This is a genomic window from Streptomyces sp. NPDC111802, assembly GCF_055634335.1.
This window is the reverse complement of sequence record NZ_JBVKCZ010000057.1, coordinates 19,799-41,461: the sequence shown is the minus strand read 5'-3', so window position 1 is coordinate 41,461 and position 21,663 is coordinate 19,799. Positions and strand designations below refer to the sequence as shown.

22 protein-coding genes and 6 pseudogenes are annotated in these 21,663 nt (G+C 67.1%); 15 read left to right on the top strand and 13 right to left on the bottom strand.

The annotated features are described in order from the left end of the window. Positions 1-440: 440 nt before the first annotated feature. Positions 441-1,159, bottom strand: a pseudogene (locus tag ACZ7NC_RS39380) (IS110 family transposase); the annotation flags it as partial. Positions 1,160-1,501: 342 nt separating this feature from the next. Between ACZ7NC_RS39380 and ACZ7NC_RS39375 the strand changes: the two are divergent. Both ACZ7NC_RS39375 and ACZ7NC_RS39370 read left to right on the top strand, forming a co-directional pair. Further along, a pseudogene (locus ACZ7NC_RS39375) lies at positions 1,502-1,696 on the top strand (DDE-type integrase/transposase/recombinase); the annotation flags it as partial. A 55-nt stretch (positions 1,697-1,751) separates the two neighbouring features. Further along, a pseudogene (locus tag ACZ7NC_RS39370) lies at positions 1,752-2,012 on the top strand (hypothetical protein); the annotation flags it as partial. A gap of 175 nt (positions 2,013-2,187) precedes the next feature. Here the strand turns inward: ACZ7NC_RS39370 and ACZ7NC_RS39365 are convergent. After that, on the bottom strand, positions 2,188-3,219 hold the full coding sequence (locus ACZ7NC_RS39365) for an IS110 family RNA-guided transposase (protein ID WP_471495989.1): 1,032 nt from the start codon (positions 3,217-3,219) through the stop codon (positions 2,188-2,190). A 744-nt stretch (positions 3,220-3,963) separates the two neighbouring features. Here ACZ7NC_RS39365 and ACZ7NC_RS39360 point away from each other — a divergent pair. From ACZ7NC_RS39360 to ACZ7NC_RS39350, 3 genes and pseudogenes are all read left to right on the top strand, one after another. Further along, positions 3,964-6,312: a zinc metalloprotease gene (locus ACZ7NC_RS39360; protein WP_471495986.1), complete on the top strand. Its 2,349-nt coding sequence runs from the start codon at positions 3,964-3,966 to the stop codon at positions 6,310-6,312. A gap of 241 nt (positions 6,313-6,553) precedes the next feature. Further along, a complete protein-coding gene (locus tag ACZ7NC_RS39355) occupies positions 6,554-6,793 on the top strand; it encodes a DUF6207 family protein (protein WP_471495984.1) in 240 nt (79 codons plus the stop codon). A gap of 315 nt (positions 6,794-7,108) precedes the next feature. Next, positions 7,109-7,767, top strand: a pseudogene (locus tag ACZ7NC_RS39350) (HNH endonuclease family protein). Between the two features lie 127 nt (positions 7,768-7,894). Here ACZ7NC_RS39350 and ACZ7NC_RS39345 read toward each other — a convergent pair. The 3 genes and pseudogenes from ACZ7NC_RS39345 to ACZ7NC_RS39335 all read right to left on the bottom strand — a co-directional run. Continuing rightward, positions 7,895-8,188, bottom strand: a complete 294-nt coding sequence (locus tag ACZ7NC_RS39345; protein ID WP_471495981.1) for a hypothetical protein — start codon at positions 8,186-8,188, stop codon at positions 7,895-7,897. Between the two features lie 106 nt (positions 8,189-8,294). Next, positions 8,295-8,716, bottom strand: a pseudogene (locus ACZ7NC_RS39340) (prepilin peptidase); the annotation flags it as partial. Positions 8,717-8,774: 58 nt separating this feature from the next. Next, a pseudogene (locus tag ACZ7NC_RS39335) lies at positions 8,775-9,098 on the bottom strand (maleylpyruvate isomerase N-terminal domain-containing protein); the annotation flags it as partial. Between the two features lie 170 nt (positions 9,099-9,268). Here ACZ7NC_RS39335 and ACZ7NC_RS39330 point away from each other — a divergent pair. Then, on the top strand, positions 9,269-9,871 hold the full coding sequence (locus ACZ7NC_RS39330) for a hypothetical protein (RefSeq protein WP_471495979.1): 603 nt from the start codon (positions 9,269-9,271) through the stop codon (positions 9,869-9,871). Between the two features lie 24 nt (positions 9,872-9,895). On the opposite strand, the gene ACZ7NC_RS39325 is transcribed toward ACZ7NC_RS39330, so the two are convergent. Beyond that, the gene (locus ACZ7NC_RS39325; protein ID WP_471495977.1) at positions 9,896-10,192 is read right to left on the bottom strand and encodes a hypothetical protein; all 297 of its coding nucleotides are present in this window, start codon (positions 10,190-10,192) and stop codon (positions 9,896-9,898) included. Between the two features lie 120 nt (positions 10,193-10,312). Here ACZ7NC_RS39325 and ACZ7NC_RS39320 point away from each other — a divergent pair, with 120 nt between their 5' ends. Then, positions 10,313-10,981, top strand: coding sequence for a hypothetical protein (locus ACZ7NC_RS39320; protein WP_471495975.1), 669 nt, complete (start codon positions 10,313-10,315; stop codon positions 10,979-10,981). Positions 10,982-11,059: 78 nt separating this feature from the next. On the opposite strand, the gene ACZ7NC_RS39315 is transcribed toward ACZ7NC_RS39320, so the two are convergent. Further along, a complete protein-coding gene (locus ACZ7NC_RS39315; protein ID WP_471495973.1) occupies positions 11,060-11,380 on the bottom strand; it encodes a hypothetical protein in 321 nt (106 codons plus the stop codon). 67 nt (positions 11,381-11,447) lie between these two features. Between ACZ7NC_RS39315 and ACZ7NC_RS39310 the strand changes: the two genes are divergently transcribed. The 4 genes from ACZ7NC_RS39310 (at position 11,448) to ACZ7NC_RS39295 (ending at position 13,563) form a co-directional block, all read left to right on the top strand. Further along, complete coding sequence (locus ACZ7NC_RS39310; RefSeq protein ID WP_471495970.1) at positions 11,448-12,167, top strand: hypothetical protein; 720 nt, start codon at positions 11,448-11,450, stop codon at positions 12,165-12,167. Positions 12,168-12,200: 33 nt separating this feature from the next. Continuing rightward, positions 12,201-12,704: a hypothetical protein gene (locus ACZ7NC_RS39305; RefSeq protein WP_471495968.1), complete on the top strand. Its 504-nt coding sequence runs from the start codon at positions 12,201-12,203 to the stop codon at positions 12,702-12,704. After that, positions 12,680-12,895: a hypothetical protein gene (locus tag ACZ7NC_RS39300; RefSeq protein ID WP_471495993.1), complete on the top strand. Its 216-nt coding sequence runs from the start codon at positions 12,680-12,682 to the stop codon at positions 12,893-12,895. The genes ACZ7NC_RS39305 and ACZ7NC_RS39300 overlap by 25 nt, the downstream gene beginning before the upstream one ends. A gap of 131 nt (positions 12,896-13,026) precedes the next feature. Continuing rightward, positions 13,027-13,563, top strand: a complete 537-nt coding sequence (locus tag ACZ7NC_RS39295) for a hypothetical protein (protein ID WP_471495965.1) — start codon at positions 13,027-13,029, stop codon at positions 13,561-13,563. Here the strand turns inward: ACZ7NC_RS39295 and ACZ7NC_RS39290 are convergent. The 6 genes from ACZ7NC_RS39290 to ACZ7NC_RS39265 form a co-directional block, all read right to left on the bottom strand. Continuing rightward, positions 13,506-13,817 (bottom strand): hypothetical protein, encoded by a 312-nt coding sequence (locus tag ACZ7NC_RS39290; protein WP_471495963.1) that lies wholly within the window; start codon positions 13,815-13,817, stop codon positions 13,506-13,508. The two genes, ACZ7NC_RS39295 and ACZ7NC_RS39290, sit on opposite strands and share 58 nt — an antisense overlap. Positions 13,818-13,957: 140 nt before the next feature. After that, positions 13,958-14,179 carry a hypothetical protein gene (locus ACZ7NC_RS39285; RefSeq protein ID WP_471495961.1) on the bottom strand — a complete coding sequence of 74 codons (222 nt, stop codon included), beginning with the start codon at positions 14,177-14,179 and terminating at the stop codon, positions 13,958-13,960. Between the two features lie 541 nt (positions 14,180-14,720). Continuing rightward, the gene (locus ACZ7NC_RS39280) at positions 14,721-15,674 is read right to left on the bottom strand and encodes a hypothetical protein (protein WP_471495959.1); all 954 of its coding nucleotides are present in this window, start codon (positions 15,672-15,674) and stop codon (positions 14,721-14,723) included. A gap of 92 nt (positions 15,675-15,766) precedes the next feature. After that, the gene (locus tag ACZ7NC_RS39275) at positions 15,767-16,273 is read right to left on the bottom strand and encodes an AfsR/SARP family transcriptional regulator (RefSeq protein ID WP_471495957.1); all 507 of its coding nucleotides are present in this window, start codon (positions 16,271-16,273) and stop codon (positions 15,767-15,769) included. A gap of 315 nt (positions 16,274-16,588) precedes the next feature. Then, complete coding sequence (locus ACZ7NC_RS39270; protein ID WP_471495955.1) at positions 16,589-17,614, bottom strand: ferritin-like domain-containing protein; 1,026 nt, start codon at positions 17,612-17,614, stop codon at positions 16,589-16,591. Positions 17,615-17,693: 79 nt separating this feature from the next. Further along, on the bottom strand, positions 17,694-18,419 hold the full coding sequence (locus tag ACZ7NC_RS39265; protein WP_471495953.1) for an AfsR/SARP family transcriptional regulator: 726 nt from the start codon (positions 18,417-18,419) through the stop codon (positions 17,694-17,696). Positions 18,420-18,674: 255 nt separating this feature from the next. Between ACZ7NC_RS39265 and ACZ7NC_RS39260 the strand changes: the two genes are divergently transcribed. From ACZ7NC_RS39260 to ACZ7NC_RS39245, 4 genes are all read left to right on the top strand, one after another. Beyond that, positions 18,675-18,884: a hypothetical protein gene (locus ACZ7NC_RS39260; protein ID WP_471495951.1), complete on the top strand. Its 210-nt coding sequence runs from the start codon at positions 18,675-18,677 to the stop codon at positions 18,882-18,884. Between the two features lie 37 nt (positions 18,885-18,921). Continuing rightward, on the top strand, positions 18,922-19,755 hold the full coding sequence (locus ACZ7NC_RS39255; RefSeq protein WP_471495949.1) for a cyanobactin maturation protease PatG family protein: 834 nt from the start codon (positions 18,922-18,924) through the stop codon (positions 19,753-19,755). Between the two features lie 314 nt (positions 19,756-20,069). After that, positions 20,070-20,501, top strand: a complete 432-nt coding sequence (locus tag ACZ7NC_RS39250) for a S8 family serine peptidase (protein ID WP_471495947.1) — start codon at positions 20,070-20,072, stop codon at positions 20,499-20,501. 309 nt (positions 20,502-20,810) lie between these two features. Next, positions 20,811-21,659 carry a S8 family serine peptidase gene (locus ACZ7NC_RS39245; RefSeq protein ID WP_471495945.1) on the top strand — a complete coding sequence of 283 codons (849 nt, stop codon included), beginning with the start codon at positions 20,811-20,813 and terminating at the stop codon, positions 21,657-21,659. Positions 21,660-21,663 lie beyond the last annotated feature (4 nt).

The window sequence follows — 21,663 nt, the reverse complement described above, 5'->3', positions numbered from 1 at the left end:
GATCAAGAAGGCACCGCATCTCCTGCGTGGATTCCTCGCCGGAACAAAGCTGGCATTGCTGGAGTGACCGTCAAGCGCTGGGATAAAGATCAGTAGGTCCGGGAACTGGCGCGGTGGCGTGCCACGCTCCGTTTCCAGCCCCGCCGCTTCAATCCGTGCATGCGGTTCTCGCGATGGACTTTCGGACATCGTTCACCGGCTGACATGCGCCGTTACCCAGTGCACGTTCCCGCTGAGGCGGAAGACCCCGAGCCGTGTCAGCCGCCCACCGTTGTAGCGGGGTGGCCCAGTTACGGGACCGTACGGCCATGTTCACGGCTGGCGAAGAGCGTCAGCCGCGCGTGGATGTAACGGTCCACCGCGTGGAACTTCCGACTGGAATGCCCATTGCGGAAGTACGCGGCCGGCCCTGCAGCCACCACGACAGCCACAGGCGGCCCCTTCGCCAGGGCCCGGACCACCCGCGCAGTGACCGTCTCCCCGGGCAGGGCTGTGTGCTGGCGTGCGGCCGCTTCCAGCGCGGCTGCAGCCAGGGCTTCGGCGCCGCGGCCCTTGCGGTTGCGCAACCATGCTTCCAGCCGTTTGCGGCCGATCCAGCGTAGCCCGACCGGGGTCTGGTAGCCGCGAAGCAGGAGCACTGGGCTGAGATTGCCCAGTTCCAGGGCACGCTCCAAGGCGGGGAAGATCTGGCGAGTTGACCGCGCAGGCGGTTGATCTTCCGGGTGCGGTCGGTCACGATATCGGCCCGGCGATTGGTGAGCACCCACAGCTCGACGACCTGATCTTCCTCCGGCCGCAGGGTAGTCAGGTCCCGGCGCATCCTGGCCTGATCGGCGATGACGGTCGCGTCCTTGGCGTCGGTCTTGCCGGGCCCCTGTAACCGGCCGAGGCCCCGGTTCACCGCCAGACCGGGTATGTAGACGAACGAGCTGCTGGCCGTGGTTGAGGAAAATGTTGATCCCGAGGGTGGCCATGCCGTCGGCGACGTAAACCGCCCAATCGACGTCCTCGTCCAGGGCCAGCACGTCGGCGAGCAGGGCCAGCAACTCGGGCTCGTCGTTCAGCACCCCCCGAGACAGCAGCCGCTTGCCCTCAGCGTCGGGCACACGGTGTGGTGGTGGGTCTTGCCAATGCCCGTCCTCGCCCAGATCCGGGCCACGGGTTCCTCCGCCCGTTCGATGTGCACGTGCATCCGGACGACCGCGAGACGGGGTCCTACTCAGCGATGCACTCGCGGGGGCCCGCAGCACCTGACTGTTGGATCGACACCAGACGCCCGGTCTGAGCCGTAGCGTCCAGGGCGCCGGTCGGCACTGGCTCGCGTAGCTCCTTGACGCCCTTCGGGGCTGGCTCATGATTAGCGTGCCGTCGCCGACCGGCACCCGCGCGGTGCGGCTCGACAGAGGCATGAACGTGTGAACTGCAGGGACTCCAGAGCCAGCACCGTCAACTTGAGCGCGGGCCTCCGTGAGACGATCTCGTACCGGCGGTCCCCTAGTCGGTGGAGGTCATCGCGCACGCGGTGTGGCTGCTTCCGGTTTCCCCTCCTTCCGCGAGGTCGAGGAACTCCTGCTGGAGCGGGGGGCCGACGGGTTGCGCCGACGTCGCCCGCGGCCGGGGGAACAGGTGGCAGATGGATGAGGTCTTCATCAAGATCAACGGGAAGATCCACTATCTGTGGCGCGCGGTGGACAGAACGGCAATGTCCTGGACAGGCGTTATCAGGTTGAGCGGGAGCTCTCTTTGGTGACATGATCATCTGTCTGGTCGGATTGCTGGAGGGGCTGGGCGTGGACACGCCGTCGTACCGGGGCTTCCGCTTCCCGCCGGAGATCATCTCCCACTGCGTGTGGCTGTACCACCGGTTCAGCCTGAGCCTGCGCGACGTCGAGGAGTTGATGCTCGAGCGCGGCATCGAGGTGACGTATGAGACGGTCCACCAGTGGACGCGCCGGTTCGGCCCCGCCTACGCAGCCGCCTTACGCCGGCGCCGCCCGCAGCCGGGTGAGAAGTGACACCTCGACGAGGTCTTCGTGAAGATCACCGGTGTGCAGAACGCGAGACCATCCGCTGCCTGAAGCGATACACCGCACGAGAGATCTACCGGCTCATCGTCCTAACAAGGCAGGCACCTGACCATCAGGCCCCGCAGAAGCCACTATTTGACATCCATAGCGCCTCTGTGTGTCAAGCGGCCTGGGCGAGGTGGGTCCGTTGATCGCGTTTCATGATCCGGTAGACCACGTTGGACAGCCGTCGTTTCAGGGCTCGGCGGGCCTCCGCCGGGGTCTTTCCTTCTGCGATCTTGCGCAGGTAGTAGTCCTGTCCGCGGCCGCCGTCGCGGACCTGGCAGACGGCGATGACGTGCAGGACCGAGTTGAGCGCGCGGTTGCCGCCGGTGTTGAGCCGGTGGCGGACGTTGTTGCCGCTGGAGGCGTCCACGGGTGCGCTGCCGGTGTAGCTGGCGAAGTGGTGCTCGGTGGGGAACCGGCTGTCGCCGACGTGGCCGATGACCTTGGCGGCCAGGACGGTGCCCAGGCCCGCCAGGGTGGTGAGCGTGGTGCGGGTTGCGGCGAGGGCGTCGCGCATCTCGGCTTCGTTGTCCTTGACCTGCCGGTCCAGGCGGCGCAGGTCGGTGAGCAGGTCGCGGGCTATGTCCCGGCGGCAGGCATCGGTGGCGGCCAGGGGGCGGATGCCCTTCATGGCGGCGGCGGCCTTGTCGGCGGACAGCCCCGTGGGGGCACCTCCGGGCAGCAGGTCGCGCAGCACGGCGTGGAGCCGGTTCAGGGCGCGGGTGCGTTCGTGGACCAGGTCGTCGTGCCGTTCGGTCAGCAGCCGCAGGATCGTCGTCTGGTCTTCGGGTTCGACCGGCCGCAAGTCCTGGCGGAACAGGGCGACTTGAGCAACGTGGCGGGCGTCGTTGGCGTCGTTCTTGCGGTCGCCGCCAGTAGCCAGCAGCCGGGCCCGTGCCGACAGGGTGGATGGCACGTCGACTACGTTCTCGCCCGCGGCGGCCAGCTGCTGGGCGAGGGTTCGGCCCAGGCCGCGGGCGCCCTCGATGGCGAAGCGGCGCTCGGGCCACTGCTCGCACCAGCGCATCAGCAGGCGGATGGTGCCGGCATTGACGACGAACCGGCGCCGGGCCACGTCGTGGCCCGTGAGATCGACAGCGACGGCGGTGTGGGACAACTGGTGGGGATCAATACCAATGAGGATCACAGGCAGCCGACCCTGCACTCGATGCGACAGGGAACGGAGCGCGGTGGGCACCCTGACTTCAAGCCCAGTCACGTTCATGCCTCTGTCAAGCCACACCGCGCGGGTGCCGGCCGGCGGCGGCTATGGAAGAGCCAGCCAGACGGCGGCAAGGAGCATCCGGGCCCGTGCCGACCGGCACCCTGGACGCTACGGCTGCAGACCGAGCGTCTGAGCTCTATTGAACAAGTCAGGAGCATCAGCGCCTCACGGCGTTCCGCCGCCTACTGGCCCCCACCTGACCAGCTGGAATCACCACAACTCACCCTGAAAGGAGGCCAGTCCGCAGTTCCCGGAGCGTGGAACCCGGCGCCACCGACGCGACGGTCGACGCCCATGCCTACCCGGCCAAGCACACCGGGAAGAACGAACGGGACATCACGGGCGCAAGATCAACCGGTCGCTGCGGTGAACGATCGAGGCGGGAGGCGGAACTTTTCGGATGACAGGCTGCGACCAAAGTTGTATGTGCTGGCTTCTTTCGGCTTATCGGTGATTGCCGGGTGAATACTTTCGGCACATAACAGAGTGTGCCGCTCGCGGTTCTTAATGGGCATGGAGCATACGGTTTCCGGTCGAGGGCCCACGGAAAGCGGAGCACGTCTGTGCACTTGGCAAAGACTCCGCTAGGTAGGGGTCATGGAGGGAATGGATTCCTTCCGCATCAGCACCTCTCCACGCGAGCAGCCTCCTAGGAAGGGTAGAAAAATGACCATCTCGAAGAACCAGCGTGGCCGACACCGCATGGACAAGCCCGCGGTCAGCCTGAAGAAGAAACGCCTTCTTACCGCAACAGCTGCGACTCTGGCCGTCACCGGTGGTATACAAGTAGCTGCTGCCACCGCCAGTTCGGCCGTCGTCAATCCGGTCCCCCTTAATCCAGATGTGAACATCCCGTTCACAGTCAAAAAGCCTGGCGCAAGCACCATCGTATGGAACGCCCCGGGCCTTCCTCCAAATATTTTCAGCGGTGTACAGAAGGGGCTCAGCACGTGGAATCAAGCCGAGAACAATCCCCGCCTCTTTCAGCTGGCCAGGTCGGGGGAGCCGGTTGGATACCAGATACAAATGGCCACTCTCAACCCGGAGAGAGACGGCGATGTGTTAGGCCGGGCTCCTTTTGTGAGGAGTTGTCTCCCGCCAGCGCTGGAGGGTTGCATTGTAGCGAAGCTTGACAATTCGATTGAAGAGGGTCAGGTGGCTGGTGTAACCGCCCATGAGACTGGCCATGCGTTGCATTTGCACCACTCCGTCGAGACGGTTCATGAAAGAGAAACCATGAACGCGGGTTATACCGGGCTGTCAACAGGACCCTCTCATAACGAGGCTGTCAAGGCGAACGAATTCAACCATGGCCATCTTGGAAAGCCAGGTCCCTACAGTAGCGACAACTCTGGGGAGGGTGCCGAATTGCGACCTTGGCTTCCGGGCGATATTTGGGATCATCCGGATAACTGGAATATCGACACGAGTACCAGCACCTACACCAACAAGAAGACCGGGGAGCGGTATCAGGCATCAAACGGCACTACCGCTATTCTTTACTGGCCAGGGAGTGCGAGTGATGGACACACCAGTAGCAACTCAGGCAGCCCGAGCGGAAGCACGGGCAACGCTAAGCCCTTCGTTCCGGATCCCCAAAAGCCCTACATCTCTTATACCAGCAGATATGGCCCACATGTCTTCGATCCGAGAACGCACACGGGCGAGTATCTGGATATGTGGCAAAAAGATCACCCGGGCGAATCAGTCACCCAGCAGAAGATCGGGACGGACAGTGATAGAAAGCCCATCCTGGGGTCGTACAACCCGACTGGCGAGCAGGAAAATCTGTTGGCTCCGGATCCTGTCGGGCAGCGGGCCCTGTCCCGGCAGGTCACGCAGGCCAGTTCGCGGCCGGAAGGTGACCTGCAGCAGTCTGGTTCGCGGCTAGGCGGTTCTGACGGTGGTGCTGGTGGGCAGGGCGCGGCTGGTGCTTCTTCCCGCGCTCAGGGTTCGTCCAGCGATTTCACCTGGACTGGCGACCATTATGAGTACACGGGTGCGAAGGACCCTCACTGGACCTTTACCAGTAACAAGGAGGGAGGCGGCAGGTGGACCTACGACCCGAACGCGTCCGGCACGCAGCAGCACGAGGGTCAGCAGGCACAGACTCGGCAGGCGGCCGCGGCTGGCCAGCAGGGGCTGGGGGGTACTTCCGCCGGTGGGACCACCGAGCCAGCGGCCGCCAAGCCTGCGGACACGTCCAGCCTTTCCGGTTCCGCCAACCCGTCGGCTGCGCCTGCGACCGACGTGTGGCAGCAGGCTGCCCAGGGCACTCAGCAGCAGATCCTGCCTTCGACGCCTGCGGCTGGGCAGCAGGATCAGCAGGGTGCTGTTTCATCGGCTGGCGCTGCGGCGGCTGGGGGTTGGCAGCCGGGTGGCCAGACGAACTGGGCTGACCTTTTGAAGGATCCGTCGAATGTACCTGGGGCCTCTCAGGCTGCGGCTCCGACGGCCTCTGCTGCGGATCAGTGGGGTCAGCAGCTGTCTGGTGGTGGGCTGTCTGCGGGTGATTCTGGTGTGAAGGGTGCGGTGTCCGAGAAGGTTGCTCCTCTTGCGGGGCTTGGGGCTCCTGCTGGGTCCGCTGCTGCCTCGGCTCCGGGGACGGGCATGTCGATGGCGCCGGCCGCGGATACGTCCGCAGGTACGGATGCAGCGCCGACTGCTGCCTCCCAGGCTGATGCTGCTGCTGGTGGTGGTTGGACGGGTACAACGGACTGGGCGGGACTGGTCGGTCAGGGTGGCGGAACCGGGGAGTCTGCTCTTGCGTCGGCCGCGCCGCCAGCTGAGGCTGCCGCTCCTGCTGTTGAGGCTCCTGCTCCAGCCCCCGCTGCTTCTGAGGCGCCTGCTGCGCCGGTTGAGTCTGCGCCTTCAGGGCAGCCGGTGGTGGATTCTGCTGCCGCGCCAGTGGATTCATCCGGTGCCGCCCGCTACGACACCAGCAGCAACTACGACACCGGTAGCAGTGGCTACGACACCAGCGGCAGCGACAACGGTCGTGGTGGTTCGTGGTGACGTCTCAGCTGAGGTGGTGAGGTCTGTCGGTGTGTGGGCCCGCGTGGAGGCACGGAGCGGCTCCCGCGGGTCCCATGGTGGAGGCAGCAGCAACCCACAGACCCGCGCCCCTCCCGGCCGGAACGGGTCACCTGCAGCCGACCTACACCACATCCCGAGCATCAGATCGCCCGGGGGCCTCGGTCGGGTGAAGCCCTCCCCATCGCAGAACCACCCAAGCCACCAGCGCGTGGTGCCGTCCATGGGGCCGATCAATGAAGCACATGTGGCAGAGCCAGGGCTGGCTGTAGTCGAGGTCGCGGCCGCCAACGACGAGACCGCCTTCGCGATCCAGGAGCTGCTCGCCGAACGGTGGGCAATCGCGCCGGCTGACCGAACGACGCGGGATCCCGGCGAGCCGGGCGTGCGGCTGCGCTGCTTCCTGGACCTGCGCCGGCAACCCGGTTCGGCGCACGAAGCGGAGAAGAGCCAGACCCGGTGACCGGCTGACCAGCCGTGGATACCGTCAGCGGCAGCAAAGTCAGCCCCGCGGTCAGATCGGGGTCCGCCCTGATCGTGGAAGTCGACGTCGACGTCGCCGGGACAGCGCCGGCCGAGGCGCCACCCCACACGCCGGCACCGCACCCGCCTCAAGGTCTCTCTCCCCCGGCGAGGTAGCCCGGTTCAGCGTCTGAACCCTGGTGGTCTGGGGGGCGGCAGGGCGTTCCGTTTCTCCGGTATGACCTTTCCACTCACACGGGCGGCGCACTGGATGAACCGCTGATCACGCCCCCTTCATCCGGGCTATCAACGGCGCATGGTCAATGCTGTCCTGCGCGGCCTCGCTGCCGCTGCTCTCGCCGTCCTGCCGGTCACCGTCTCATCGCCTGCCCACGCCGCACAGACTCTCCCCCTGACCGATGCTGTCGCTGGTCTGCCCGTGGCCACGGAGTCCCGCGACGGCTACGACCGGAACAAGTTCCGCCACTGGAACACCGGCGACGACCCGGCCGACGGCTGCAACACCCGCGCCGAAGTCCTCCTCCACGAAGCGCTCGACCCACCCACCATCGGCGCCGGCTGCCGTCTGACCGGCGGCAGCTGGTGGTCGTACTACGACGCCACCGTCGTGACATCCGCGGGCAGTCTCGACATCGACCACATGGTGCCCCTCGCCGAAGCCTGGGACAGCGGCGCCTCAGCCTGGACCCCACAGCGCCGGGAGGCGTACGCCAACGACCAGGGCGCCGAGGCCTCGCTCGTCGCCGTCACCGCACGCTCCAACCGCAGCAAAGCCGACCAAGACCCCGCGCAGTGGCTGCTGCCCGCCGCCGACGTGCACTGCCGGTATATCGCGAGTGCGTGGGCACCAAGCTCCACTGGGGCCTGGCCGTCGACGACGTTGAGCTCGCCGCCCTGGAAGGCGCGGCGGCAGGCTGTCCCCAGGAGACGGTGACGTACGAGCCCGCCCCCTAAATCAGGGCTTGCCGCGGCCGCACGTCCCTCACCAACTCCCGGGCACGCGCAGCGCATTTGGAACCACCGCTCCTTGTGAAGCTGTGCGAGAGCTCATGTCAGGGGGCGGAATGTGCCAATCAACGGCTCACGATTCGGTGATCTTGTCGAGAGCGAGGAGTACCAAGAGGAAGCCCAGCGGACAGGCGCCGGCTATGAGCACCAGTTTGCCGTCACGGCGGCGATGTCCCCGCAAGGTCAGCCAGCCGCCAACAAGGGCTACGGCGACGAGCACTGCGCCCAATAGGCGTGGCAGGACGGACGAAAAGAGGCCGGCGAGCAGCATCAGTCCGTTGAACATGCCGATGCCGATCGTGATGTTGAACCGCATGCGGTCGTCCATGCGTGCGTCGGTGTCATCGCCCATGTCGTTCATCAGCATCCTGGCACGCTACCAATGCAAAGCCGATCTGCACCGACCGGCCAATGACCCGTATCCGCCCCGTACATCGTCTCCGGACACAACGCGGCTGGTGAGAGCGTCTCGTTCAGGAGAGGGAGGAGCCCAGCAGGACTCCTGCGAGTGCTCCCGTGAGAAGGAACGGGCCGAACGGGATTCTGCTGTCCCGTCCGGCCCGCCCCACGGCGAGAAGACCGATGCCGTACAGCGCGCCGAGCAGGTGCCCGGCGAACGTTCCGATCAGGACGCTCCCAGAAGGAGGGAGCCGAGCAGCGCGGACGTCCAGCTGCCGCCCGCGCCGGGCAGCAACGCGGCACCACCGAGCAGCACGAGCGCCGCCGCGGCAAGCGGCAGTGCGAGAACGTCGGGCAGCCGATGCGCCACAAGGTCGACGGCAGCGAGCAGCACGCTGACCGGGGTGAGAAGCGGCCACATCACCAGCTCCGGGTGGGCCCCGACGGCGGCCGCCAGCGCCGCGCAGGCCGCGGACACTACGACGGCGACGGCGACGGCGAGCGTGCGTCACGGCACCACTCGTCGTCGGGACGTCGGAGTCGCCCCACCAGGTCCAGCAGTCCACCGCGGGACCTGCCGCTTGCAGGGCGGCGATCAATTCCTGGGTGGCTGCGGCCGAACGGGCCAGTAGGTCGGCTGACAGCATGTCATCGGCCGGTGCAACGGTCGGTGGCTTCTCGCTGGGACCGGCCACGACCGCTGCCGCCCAGAACCGGTGCACCTCGGTGACGTGCTCAACGAGGTCGCGGAGCGACCAGTCGGGGTAGCCGGGGACGCGGACATCCAGATCGGGGGGCCCGCGACACTGCAGCGCAGTGCGGCGGAGCGGTCCTGGACCAGGGCCAGCAGGTCTTCGAAGGCAGGTGTCTGGGGGCATCCCAGTTTCCATTCCCCCGGCGCTGACAGTGCCCCTTCGTCTTTCCACCGTCGCGCGAGTGCTCCAACAGCGGTCCGAGACCGTGTTGTTGGCGGACGGTCCTGCCGTCCCCTGTCGACTGCGTCGTCTGCAGACCTATCGTTGAGCACCGACGATTGGGGGTCGTCATCGTGCGGGACACGCGGCTGGTGCAGACGGCAGTGATCGGGGACGAGCACTCGGACGTGCCCGTCGTCCTGCCGACCGAAGCCATCGAGCTGGACGCCTTTCGCCACGCGCACACCCACGACACGTTCTGGTGCGGGCTCCTGCTCGGCGGCTGCGGAGCCCAGCTCGCGCACAAGCTGTACGTCGACCGGCAGTGCCACTTCCAGCACCACCCGCAGCCCGGCGCACCGCACGCCTGCCGCCGGCCCAAGGTCGGTGAGTCCAGCGCCGACCACCTATATGTGAAGGCAGCGATGTGCCACTCGCTCCTCGACTACGGCCGGGCCGGCCGCTTCGCCTTTCCGCCCCCGATCGGCTCGCTGCTGGACGTCGACCTCGACGACGGCGTCGCGCTGCGGGTCCACATGGACGGCTCGGTGCAGCCGGACTGGGCGGGCGGACGCACCCCCGTCCTGGGCCCCGGCGTCATACCGGAGCCGGGGGTGCTCTCCCGTTGCCCGTACGTGTACCGGGTCCGGTTGGAGAGCGACGGCGCCAGCCGCCGGGTGTGGATCGGCACCCAGAGCCTGGCTCATCCCACAGAGTGGGTCCCCCTCACCGAGTGACGCGGCCTTGAGGCCGCCCAGCGCTCAGGCACTGTTGAGCACGTACGCCGGCTGTGCGCCGGCAGCAGAGACTTTCTCGACAGCCTCCACCCGGCAGCACGCGCCGAAACCGAGCAGGCCCTGGCCGAGGCCCGGTCCTGGCTGACCGGCCACGAGGACTACCAACAGCGGGTCTTCGCCGACCTCGAAGCGGCCGTATCCGAGAAGCGGGCCTGGGACGTGCGCTCCCAGCTCCAGACCGCCACGGCCCTGACCCGACGCGGCGCCAGTGCGGCCGAGCAGCGCATTGTGACCGCAGCCCGCGCCTTCCTCCGCCAGCAAGATCACCTCCCGGCTGCCGGGTCGGGGGCTCGGCCCGTGCTCCACCCACTCCTCGCGCCGTCCCCCCAGCGCGGACGTGTCAGGACGCATGACGCACCCGGGCCGCAGGCACGGAAGGAAGTGCCCAAGCCGCAGCCAGCGCCCAAGAAGAAGGAGCGAGGCAGACAGCAGACGAAAGCGCCGAACCTCTCCCGCCAGGAACGGCGGGACCGCCGTGCGGCCCTGCGCCGGGCCCGGTTCATCCTTGACCACCTCGACAAGCAGCGCTTCCATCTCTCCGCTGACGAGCAGCGCGAGCTCGCACGAGAGCTGGAGACCGTCGCCGAAGTTGCCGACGACTGGCTGTCCGCCGAGGAGTGGCGCGAGGTCCGGTTCTGGATCAGGAAAGCGTCCCGGACTCCGAGACAGGCCCGGCCTAACCCAGCGCGCCGGGAACTCGCGCCGGACGTCCTCCAGGCCGCGGCCGCCGCAGTGCGAGGAGCCCTGAAGAAGTCCGCCCGGGAACAGAGGACCACCACCTGGGCACGCCTGGAACAGCAGCTTGGCTCTGCGCTCCCGCGCATGACCCTCGCGGACCGAATCCAGGTCCTGACGCTCGTCGACGAAAGCACTCCGGCCGACCAGGCACTCCTGTCGTCTCTCGTTGCCTCGGGAGACCCGGACATGACGACGTCGTACCGCACGGTCGCTGACGCCCTGGGCCTGGACGTACCCGCGGGCGACGACGACCTGCGTGACGTCCTTGAAGCCGACGTACAGCAAGTCCACCAGCACTGGCGCCACCACTAAGGTCCTGCGGTATCTCGCCGCTCCGTTCCCCGTCGGTTACGGACCAGGCATGGTCAACGAGCTTCGTGGGCCAGGTACTTACGACCCCTGCGCGTTCATGCCGTACGCCGCAGCGGCTTGGCGGCGGCGCTGGGCGCGTGCCGTGTCGATCGCAGTTGGGGCATCGGCCGGGACCACCTCGAGGTCGGGGAAGGCACGGCGGCTGAGTTCGCGCATCGCTTTGTTCTGCCGCTCCACCGCTTCCGCGATGGCCGGGTCGACGCGATTGACGGGGCGGGCCCGCTGGTGCGCGGCGAGCGCGCGGCGGTAACCCTCGCTTGCCGACGTCGCACGGGGCGCGACCTCGCCGTCGCCATCCTGGCCGGCTGTGGGCCGCTCTATTCGAAGGCGCGTTGTCACACCCGTGTGTTTTGATCCCTGTCGACCCGGCGTGAACACGTCAGTAGGTAAGCCGTGTTCGCGCTGTATGACCAACGACAGGGGGAACAACTTGAGATCGAGGAAGCTGCTGTCTGCAAGCGTCGTCGCACTCGGACTGCTTGTCAGCGGCCTGAACACCGCGCAGGCAGCTGATGGGCCTCCAACCGGGCCGGACGTTGCCGCTGAGGCGGCTGAGGCGGCTGAGGCGGCTGAGAACCCTGCGCCCGTCTCCGACGATTCGGCATCGTCGTTAGAGGAAGCCTCGCAGGGCGTGGATGACGAGATGTCCGAATCGCCGTCGGAGGAAGGCGATCCTGCGCCGGTGTCCGAGGCGCTGGAAGATGAGGATTCCGGACTGGAAGAGCCAGACTCCGCCACGGGTCCTGATGCCGTGCTGCCGTACGCCAAGCCCCGACAGTCGCCCATGTCCTCCACAGCAGAAGCGTGTTCGGAGCCCGACGAGGAGCGCCGGGCGGCCTGCGTGGAGCAGGTTCCGGCTGGCTCGATACCCCAGAACGCGACTGCCATGGCAGCAGACACGGCCCGAGCGGGGGTGGCTCCTCCGCAGTGGTGTGAGAACAGCAAGGGCAAGGTCGTCGGGATCCGCAAGGCTGTGTGCCTGGACGGCGGCGTCGAATACACCACCAAACAGAAGATCAACGGCGTGTGGCGCGAGACCGGCCGGGCGAAGCTGCTGTACATCAGCTACAGCTACGGCGACTCCGGACTGGGGACCATCGGCCACCAGATCGAGGTCGCCGCATAAGACGGCTGGGGCGATGCCCTCAACAGGGGCTCGGTGAAGGGCTCGGCCTCGAAGGGCGGCGCATGCAAGGTCAGCAGTTCGAAGTTCCCGAACAAGCCGCTGCTGCCCAAGAACTCCTGGCGGCTTGGAGAGTCGTTCTTCGACACCACGATCCGCACCGCCGGCACGAAGGGCAAGTGCAAAAGCACCTGGACACTGACCTTCCAGGCCCCCGGCTACAACGATGCGCTCCTGCCGGTCAGCTTCAATGAGTTCCGCTGCGACAACGCCACAGCGGGCCGGCCTCAGGTCGGCTGCGTGGTCCCCTGGTATCCGTCGATCCTGTGGTACTCCCAGTCCAGCTACCCGGACCTGGCCTCGCACGTCAAGCGTGCTCAGACCTCCGGCCTGCCGGGCAGCTCCTTCAAGCGTCCTCTGACGCGCACCACTGATGCCCAGATCATCGGGACAACCGCCAAAAGGCGTGCGGAGACGCCCCCAGCGTCCAGGGCAAATCGTGCGACGAATACCCCATCGCCACGTCCAAGCAGGGACTGAGCGCCGGGGGAACCCCTCGCACCTACTCCGGCTGCGGCCTGCCGAACATCCCCACGGGCACCGGCCCCAAGGGAGCCAGCGCCTGCATGATCAACGCATCTGACAACAATGCCCAGGGCGGCCTGAACACGCAGTTCTTCCGCAGCGAGCGCATGCTGGACGGCGACCCCTTCCAGATCCGCATCTCCTAACCGCTCACCTCGGCCGGCCGGCGGCCACCGCGTCCCACGTGATGCCCGTCGGCCGGCCGCACACCGCAGTACCATCGCAGCCTGGGCAGCCACGGACTGCCACAACCATCCCGGTAAGGAAAGGCTCGCAGATGAGCCCCGCTCAACTGTTCGTCGCAGAGGGAACCTTCGGAGTGCTGGACGGCGGAGACATCCCCGTGGACACAGCCGACTGGTCCAACGGCCTGGCCGCACCCATGTCGCACGGCGCCATCATCCTCACCGGCATCCGTACAGGCGACGTCCAGGTCACCGCCGAGGCAAGGGACACCCCGCCCCCGGCGGACGACGACACCACCTGGGAGGAGATCGTCGAGGTCAGTGCCCAGTGCCAGTCCGGCCAGCTGCTCGCCGAGTCCCTCGACCTCGGCCCCACCGAGGAGCTGCCCAACCTGGCCACGGCAGGGCCCGGCTGGTATCGCGTCCGCGTCCACGCACACGGCCGTGGTACCAACCCCGACGGCACCGACTCCGACCCGATCGAGCGCTACCTCCTGACCGTCTGGCCCTCAGCCGAAGCGAAGACGGCAATCCTGAAGAGCAGCGATCGCATCGCAGCAGAGCTCGCCCGTCACGCCGGCCAGCCAGAGCGCGACCCTACGCCGGCTCCCCCGGCTGCACCCCCCTGATCAAACCCGAGTATCACCGTGCTGCATGGCGCCGTGGCCTGCGGGAAGGAGATGTGACACAGCTTCTGAAGAGCCTGAGCTGCCTTGTCGTACTTGTCGCGGTACTTGATGGCCTGCTGCGCGGCGAGTTCCTCCAATACCATCCACGGTGCCGCGACCCGTTCGGCGTCGAGCCTGCGAATCGCCAGCAGCAGGTCAGCGCTGCTGCTCTCCGGGCTGAACGTTCGGAGGATGCTGGTGTCCAGAATGATCAACAGTCGGGCTCCCAGTCTTTCGAGGCTGCGTGACCGAGGATCCCAGCCCCGCGTGCGTGTGTGCACAGGGTTTCCGGCAGCGCCGGACGGCACGGACGGGAGCCGTTCCCCAGGGGGCGGGAGCCCGCCGGTCGACTGCCTCAGGCCTGGATGCCGTCCCGCGGTGGCGTCTCCTGAAAGAAGGCGCGCAAAGGCTCGTCGATGGCGTTTTGGCAGCTGGTGCAGTCGGCTGCGGCGTCAAGGCGGGGTGCAAGGTCTTGGGTGTCGCAGGGGGTGAGGATGGGCCAGCGTAGGACTGCCTGCCGCACGATCAGTCTCAGTTCACGCAGTTCGGCCAGCTTCTCTTTCTCCGCCTGGTCCACGAGCAGGTCGCCGTGGACGGACTTTGAGCGCGCGCTGTACGCCTTCTGTACCGCTTTTTGACGGCCGGCCCCCTACGGTGCGGCACAGCAACGGCCACGCCCTCCCGATCCACCGTGCTGGCAACGCGTGGGGGTGTCTAGCGGACTGGTTGCGCGGCGTGCTGGATGAAGGTGTTGGGCGCTGCTCGTACGGCGGCTGCTCGGGCGCTCATCTCGGCCTGGTCGGCGGCGCGGTGCACACGTTTGGGGGGGCCTGCATCGGACGTCGGGGCCATCGGCTGTGGGGGCTGCGAGCGTCCGCAGGTTGCGCTGGAACTCGGCGATGGCGCGGTCCTTCTCCGCGTCCGTCATGCGAGGACCGGTGCGGATCATCTCGATCCTGCCCTGGATGAAGGCCCGCTCGGCGGCGGCATCACGGGGAGCGCGACGCGATTCATGCGGAGAAGTCCTCGCGCCGGTTCCCCGGGTGATGCCGCGGTCCCGTCAGCATCCCTTGAAGTGCGGGGAGGAAGGTAGGACATGTCGGCTGGCTCCTGCGGGATCAGCTCCTGACCGCGAAGTTGTAGTTGGGGTCGAGGAATTCGACGCGGAAGCCGACGTTGCCGTCGTGGACCTTGCTTTGGTTGGGCGTAAGCAACCCCCATGGGCCCCAGTTGCCGCCGGGGTCCCGCGTGCAGGTGGAGGTGCCGAGTGACCCCAGCGGTTTGGTGCCTGAGTAGTAGGGCTGCCAGGTCTCCACGATAGGCCCCCAGTTACCAAAGGTGCTCATCGCTGTCTGCTGGGCCAACGTCGCTGCGTAATCGAACCGGTAGATGAGGTCGTGACGCTTTTGGACATGGTTCCAGAGGTGAACCATGTTGCTCCATGTCCCGGTGGACAACTCCACAGTGGTGTTCGTGACACTGATGACCTGTCGGGGCAGACCATGCGAATCGACAGTCCTGCGGTATTCGCCTATGAACGCCAAGGGCACGTCCACCTGCAATTGGGTTGGAGCGGGCCGTGCCCAGTCCCACACGGTGAAGGTCGGCGGGTTCTGCGCGAAGTAGGCGACGAACGCTTCGAGCCCCCGGACCGCGCGGTTCATGGCCGTCACGTACAGGAAGTCGCTGACGTTGCCCCCCGGGGTGTCGGGGCAGATGATGTCCCAGCCCAGCGAGGTGCCTGTCGCGAAGTACCGTTTGAACGTCATGTCATAGAGGAAGCCGTAGCCGAGACGGACCGGCACTGGCTCTTCCGTGACGCCGAAGTCCTGCTCGAACCTCTCGGCAAGGGCGGACGCCATACGCTCGCGGTCTTCGAGATCCTCGTCCGGGTCGGTCCTCGCCAGGCGGAGCCTGCTCTGCAGAAAAGCCCGCTGGAGGGCTTCCGCGTTCTTCTCGGGATGTTCCTTGGTGATGTTCGCGAATTTCTCCCGCTCGTCCGCCGGCTCGCCCGGCATGTCCGGTCCGATGATGCGGAACGGCGCGGAGACGTCGACGTAGGTAGCGGTCATGGGAGGTCCACCTGCTCTCAAAGGCATGCCGCGAAGGACGATGCAGTGTGGGGCAAACCGCCCGGCAACAGTGGTCGGCGATTACGTCCCACTTATGGATGATAGAGGGCGTATGTCACCCCAGCGTCATCACCCCGCGATGCGTCCTCCGGGCGGTCGCCGGCCGACGGACGGACACCGGCAACCAGCCCCAGCATCCGGGTGAACTGCGGCGAGGGCGGGACTCCGAGTTGCTCGCGCAGCGCCTGGTGAAAGGCTCGGTAGTGCCGCACCGCCTCGTTCACATTGCCCTGGGCGAGGTGCGCGGCGACCACTGCCCGGTGCGCGCTCTCCCGCAGCGGTTCGCCTCGCACGCTCGTCAGCGCGGTCTCCAGGGCGAGCTCGGGCCGCCCCTCCCTAGCCAGGCGGTGGGCCAGCGCGTCGAGAGCGTGCAGGCGCAACTGCCGCAGCCGTTCCCGTTCGAACAGCGCCCACTCGTCGTCCCATCCAGGCAGCAGTTCTCCCTCACCGAACAAGACCGTCGACACCGGCTCGTCGCCCGGTGCCCCGGACGAGCGCACCAGGCGCAGCGCCGTCTCGGCGAGCTCACGGGCATCCACTGTTACGGAGTCGACGATCGAAATCGTGTTTCTGCCGCACGTGACCAGCGCCCGGTCACCATGTGGCAGCTTGCACAGGGTGCTACGCAGGCTGCCCCGAGCGTGCGCCTCGGTCGCCTCCGGCCACAGCGTCCCCGCGAGGAGCGTCCGGCTGACGCTCGAGCGCAGTCCCAGGAGGGCCAGGAGACGTTGCGCATTCCCGCACAGATGCACCGCCTCGCCGCCGTACACCAGCCGGAACTGGCCGAGCAGTCGGAGGCAGGGAGGGGAGCATGATTCCGAGCGAGCCATCGTGTCTCTCAGAGGTGGGCTGCTTCACGGCGCCACGTAGCGGAACTCCGGTCCGTAGTTCTTTCCACTGCCGTCAGGGAGAGCAATCTTCATCAGATTCCGAGCGGGTGTTCGCAGCTCGCGCATCTTGTCCACCGCGTCTTGCAGCAGGTCAGCGGCGGGGTCCGGAAGTTCTTGCTGCCAGGCCTGTTCGAGGAGTCTCAACATGTCGCTGTAGGTGCGATTGAACGTGTCGAGGTCGGAAGCGGGCACGCCAGGGGCCGTCCGGGACCATCCCCCCTGGGGCACAACACCCATCGGCAGGGTCTTGATCTGGGGCGGCTCGGCTGGCTGCAGGATCTCCAGGACTTTCAAAAAGGCGTAGTGATGGGCAAGTTCACCCTGCTCGCCGGGGTACGGGTTCTCGGGTGACGTGGATGTGCCCTCACCCTGCTCCTTGATGACCGCGATGGCCGACTCGACGTCACCGAGGGTCTCGAGGCGCTCGAGACTGTTCCCCGAACCGTGGTGCGCCATGTCCCTTTCCACCTGCCGCTTGCCGGTGATGAGCTTGGGGTTCGCGTGGAAGGCCTTGAGGATCGCGGTGTAGAAGGCGCCGATCGAGGTATAGGTAGCTGGGGCGGCCAGCGTGACCGGGTGGTCGGGCTTCTCGATCTTCGCGTACATCTCCACCGAGTCCGTCGTCAGTCCGCTCAGGAAGACGGTGAGTTCGGGCCGTACCCCGCCGGGTAGTGGACCTGGGTACGCCGGCACCAGCGTCTCGCCGGTGAGGCGGGGAGTACCTCCGATCGTGGTGAGCAGGTTGCATGCGAGACCGAGATGCGACATCTCGTCGAAGACGATTCTTCGCAGTGCCATGCGGATCTGGTTGGCCTTCACACTCGTGTCGTCGATCGACCACATACCGCACAGATACGGGGGGAGAGTGGCGAGTTCCAAGAGGATCGCCTGTTGCACCGCTTCGTGCAGCCACGTGGTGTCCCGCTGCTCCGTAGGCTGCTGCATCAACTCGACGATTTGGTTGCCTCGGGCATACTGAACAGCGTTCACCGTCGGTCTCCTTCCGGAAGGGTCTCCCGCCCTCGATCGTCGGTCCGTGCCGTCATCCCATCGTCATCACCGGGGGTCGTCAGCGCCGTTTGGGAGGGAGCGTCCGTGTAAACCAGGGGGATGGTTCAGCGCCGAGCTCCGTGCGCATTAGGTGCCGGAACGCCTCGTAGTGTCTGAGGGCTTCGATCATGTTGCCCTCCGCGAGATGTGCCGAGACCGCCGCCCGATGCGGGTTCTCGCGGAGCGGTTCGATGCGGATGCTTGCCAGTGCGGCCTCCAAGGCCAGGGCTGGCATGTTGTGCCGGGCAAGCCTTTCCGCCAGGGTGTCGAGTGCTTGCAGGCGCAGTCGGCGCAGCCATTCCCGTTCCAGGACGACCCAGTCGTCGTCCCAGTCGGGCAGTAAATCGCCCCGGTCGAGAAGACCTATCAGCGGGGGATCGGCATAGAGGGGATCGTGGTTCCGGACGAGGTCGAGTGCGGTCCGGGCGAGGGTGTGAGCGTCCACTCTCACGCCGTGGCCGAGGGCAAGCGACTCCTGCGCACAGTGGACGAGTTCGAGTTTGTGGCCGTCGTTACCCAGGTGCCACAGCGCAGTCCGAAGGCTCCCGCGGGCGTGTGACTCGGTCGCGTCCGGCCACAAAGTCTGCGCGACCACGGAGCGGCAGACCCGCTGATGGAGTCCGACGAATGCCAGTAGACGCTGGGCGTTGCCGCACAATGGAACCGGCTCGCCCTGGATCTCCAGGCGGAACTGGCCGAGGAGCTGCAGGTCGGTGTGCTGAGGAGGTGAGGGGGAGGGATTCATTGCTGTCCCTGCACGCTGTTCGCGAGGCCGAGGCCTCTGTTTCACCGCCGCACTCATCATAGGTCGGCTTCCTGGGGCAGGCCTGTTGTCGCGCCCGGGCCAACTACTCGTTCGACTTCGTCGGCTACGTCCCCTTCCGGCCGACCCCGGGCCCGACCGGACACCGGCAGCGCCCCACCTCCCCTCCGAATGCGGGGCGTTGTCGCAAGGCGGACAATGAAAAGGCAAGGGGGGTCGACGTCAGGAGCACCCGACATGGGACGGGAGCACGACGAACACCAGAAGCGCGACGGGCGAGGGCGTCACGACATTCGTCTCCCCGGGTTCGTCCGAGAGGACGAAATCGGCCTCGGCGACCTGGTGGGCCGAGCGACGAGCGCCGTGGGCGTACCCCCGTGCGGCGGCTGTGCCCGCCGGGCCCGGCGGATGAACGAATGGATCACCTTCTCCAAGCGGCGCCGCTGACGCACGCGGGCGGCCGACAGGACACCGGGAGCCACTCATGAGCGACGACACCCTCACGCCCGAGGCGGCGACTCCGCCACCGGCCGCCGAGAAGCCCCACGAGCACCACCATCCCTACGTCTTCGCCATCGGACAGATCCGCGCCCGGTTCCGCGACCCCGGGGTCGAGAAGGAGTTCACCCAGGCAATGGGGGCGACGGACACCAAGGGGCTGACGACGGACGAGGTCTTGCGGAAGGTGCTCTCCCGGCCCGAAAACCGCTATTTGGCCCGGCAGATGCAGTACGTCCTCCAGATCCAGGGCGTGGACACGTACGACGTCGTGCCGAGCTACTCGGACGACTACGACAAGCTGATCGAGGCCGTCCGGCCCGCTCCAACCCCGCTCGATCTCGATGTTGTGGTCGGGGTGCGCGGCCCCCTCGCGGCGACCGACTCCTGCGCCGGACTCACCTTGCCGGTCCTGGAGTTCCACCAGCTCTACTCCTTCGACCGCCCGTCGCTGTTCAAAGCGATCAAGAAACCGGACAGCATGACGGCCAAACGCTTCCGGGCGACCGCCGACGAAGTGCTGACCAAGATCCTCCAGATTACGGAGAACGCGGGCGCCACGCCCCCGGCCCGCGCCGCGAACTTCATAGCCTCCCGGTATGAGGCCGTGTATCTGAAGACCTTCGAAGCGTTCGCCGACGACTACGCGTTGACCTCGATCGAGGTCCGCCCGGCGGCGGTCGGCGGCGACCAGGGCGTCATGAGATTCACGGTGACTTATACCAGCCGCACCACCGACCTCTTGGAGAGGTACTCCGTGCTGGTGTCCACCCAGTATATGAATCCCTATTTGCTGACCCGTCTCGGGCCAAGCCTCTGAGATGAGGTGATCGCGGTGACCATTCCCGGATTCACCGCCGAATCGACTGTGCGCGGCGCCTACGGCGTCTTCCCCGCCCAACCCGACTGGGCCACCTGCGATTTCGAGTGCAAACACGAGTGCGCCGATACGTGCAGGAGGAACCCGTCCCAGTGCCAGAGGTGCCGGAGCCGCTGCATGAACAGCTGCCAGTGCTTTTACGAGTGCAGCACGAGGCGGTACTGCGACGAACATGGCGCAACCATTCAGGTTGAGACCTGCCGGGACTGCGACGGGAACTCGTGGGAATCTGAACGGAAGGTGGTCGACTACGAGTGCATCGTCTGACCGGCGCCGTGGACACGGTCCATCTGTCCGCCCTCACGGCACGCACCGCCGGACGCCCCGACGTCGTGGTCGGTGTGGTCGACGGAACCGTCGACCCCGGCCACCCGGATCTGGCCCTCCAGCCCCTACGGTTCGTCGGCGCCCCCGTCCCCGCCCGAGCCCCGGGCGCTCCCCCGGGCCATGGAACGCTCGTCGTCTCGTCGCTCGCCGCCCGGCCCACCGCCCCCACGCCCGGTATCTGTCCGGGCTGTTCCTTCGTCGTACGTCCCGTCCCCGGGGTCGACGCCCCGCCCGCCGCACCCGCCGACCTGGCCGACGCGCTGGCGGATATCGTCGCCGCCGGTGCCCGCGTGGTCAATCTGAGTCTGGCGTATGAATCCCTATTTGCTGACCCGTCTCGGGCCAAGCCTCTGAGATGAGGTGATCGCGGTGACCATTCCCGGATTCACCGCCGAATCGAGTGTGCGTGGCGCCTACGGCGTCTTCCCCGCCCAACCCGACCCCCTAACCTGCAGGAACGAGTGCAACGTCGACTGCGCCAATACGTGCAAGAGGAACCCGTCCCAGTGCCAGAAGTGCCGAAGCCGCTGCATGAAAAACTGCCTCTGCGTCTGGCATTGCACCACGAAGCAATACTGCGACGAAAATGGAGCAACCATTCAGGTTGAGACCTGCCGGGACTGCGACGGGAACTCGTGGGAATCTGAACGGAAGGTGGTCGACTACGAGTGCATCGTCTGACCGGCGCCGTGGACACGGTCCATCTGTCCGCCCTCACGGCACGCACCGCCGGACGCCCCGACGTCGTGGTCGGTGTGGTCGACGGAGCCGTCGTCGACCCTGCCCACCCAGATTTGGCACTCCAGTCCGTTCGGTTCGTCGGCGCCCCGGTCCCCGCCCGAGCCCCGGGGGCTCCTCCGGGCCATGGGACGCTCGTCGTCTCGTCGCTCGCCGCCCGGCCCACTGCGCCCACGCCCGGTATCTGTCCGGGCTGTTCCTTCGTCGTACGTCCCGTCCCCGGGGTCGACGTCCCGCCCGCCGCGCCCGTCGACCTGGCCGACGCGCTGGCGGATATCGTCGCCGCCGGTGCCCGCGTGGTCAATCTGAGTCTGGCGCTCCAGCGCCTCCCGACCGCGGGCCCCGCGGACGACCCCGGTATCGGCATGCTGCTCGACGCTGTCGAACTGGCCCACCGTCACGGGGTTGTCGTGGTCGCCGCGGCAGGTAACGACGGCGCACTCGGCGGCCCCCCGCTCGCCCGCCACCCCTGGGTGATCCCCGTGGTCGCGTGTGACGACGGGGGCCGACCTCTGCCCACATCGACGCTGGGCCGGGCGATCGGCCGCCACGGTCTGACAGCACCAGCACTTCCCCGTGGGCTCTCCGGTACCAGTGCCGCCGCGCCCGTCGTCACCGGGGCCGTGGCGCTGCTGTGGTCCCTCTTCCCGGGCGCCTCCGCCGAAGCGGTACGGGACGCGGTCACCAGGCCCCGGCCCCCGGCGCGCCGTACGTCCGTGGTCCCCCCGCTGCTCGACGCGGCGTACGCGTACGAGGTGCTGCGCGACGTATCGGCGTAACCCT

Excerpts from the sequence above, each read along its gene's own strand:
- ACZ7NC_RS39360 (WP_471495986.1), top strand. The coding sequence starts at position 3,964 with ATGACCATCTCGAAGAACCAGCGTGGCCGACACCGCATGGACAAGCCC.
- ACZ7NC_RS39355 (WP_471495984.1), top strand. The coding sequence starts at position 6,554 with ATGGGGCCGATCAATGAAGCACATGTGGCAGAGCCAGGGCTGGCTGTA.
- ACZ7NC_RS39345 (WP_471495981.1), bottom strand. The coding sequence starts at position 8,188 with ATGCTGATGAACGACATGGGCGATGACACCGACGCACGCATGGACGAC.
- ACZ7NC_RS39310 (WP_471495970.1), top strand. The coding sequence starts at position 11,448 with ATGACCAACGACAGGGGGAACAACTTGAGATCGAGGAAGCTGCTGTCT.
- ACZ7NC_RS39295 (WP_471495965.1), top strand. The coding sequence starts at position 13,027 with ATGAGCCCCGCTCAACTGTTCGTCGCAGAGGGAACCTTCGGAGTGCTG.
- ACZ7NC_RS39280 (WP_471495959.1), bottom strand. The coding sequence starts at position 15,674 with ATGACCGCTACCTACGTCGACGTCTCCGCGCCGTTCCGCATCATCGGA.
- ACZ7NC_RS39265 (WP_471495953.1), bottom strand. The coding sequence starts at position 18,419 with ATGAATCCCTCCCCCTCACCTCCTCAGCACACCGACCTGCAGCTCCTC.
- ACZ7NC_RS39260 (WP_471495951.1), top strand. The coding sequence starts at position 18,675 with ATGGGACGGGAGCACGACGAACACCAGAAGCGCGACGGGCGAGGGCGT.
- ACZ7NC_RS39255 (WP_471495949.1), top strand. The coding sequence starts at position 18,922 with ATGAGCGACGACACCCTCACGCCCGAGGCGGCGACTCCGCCACCGGCC.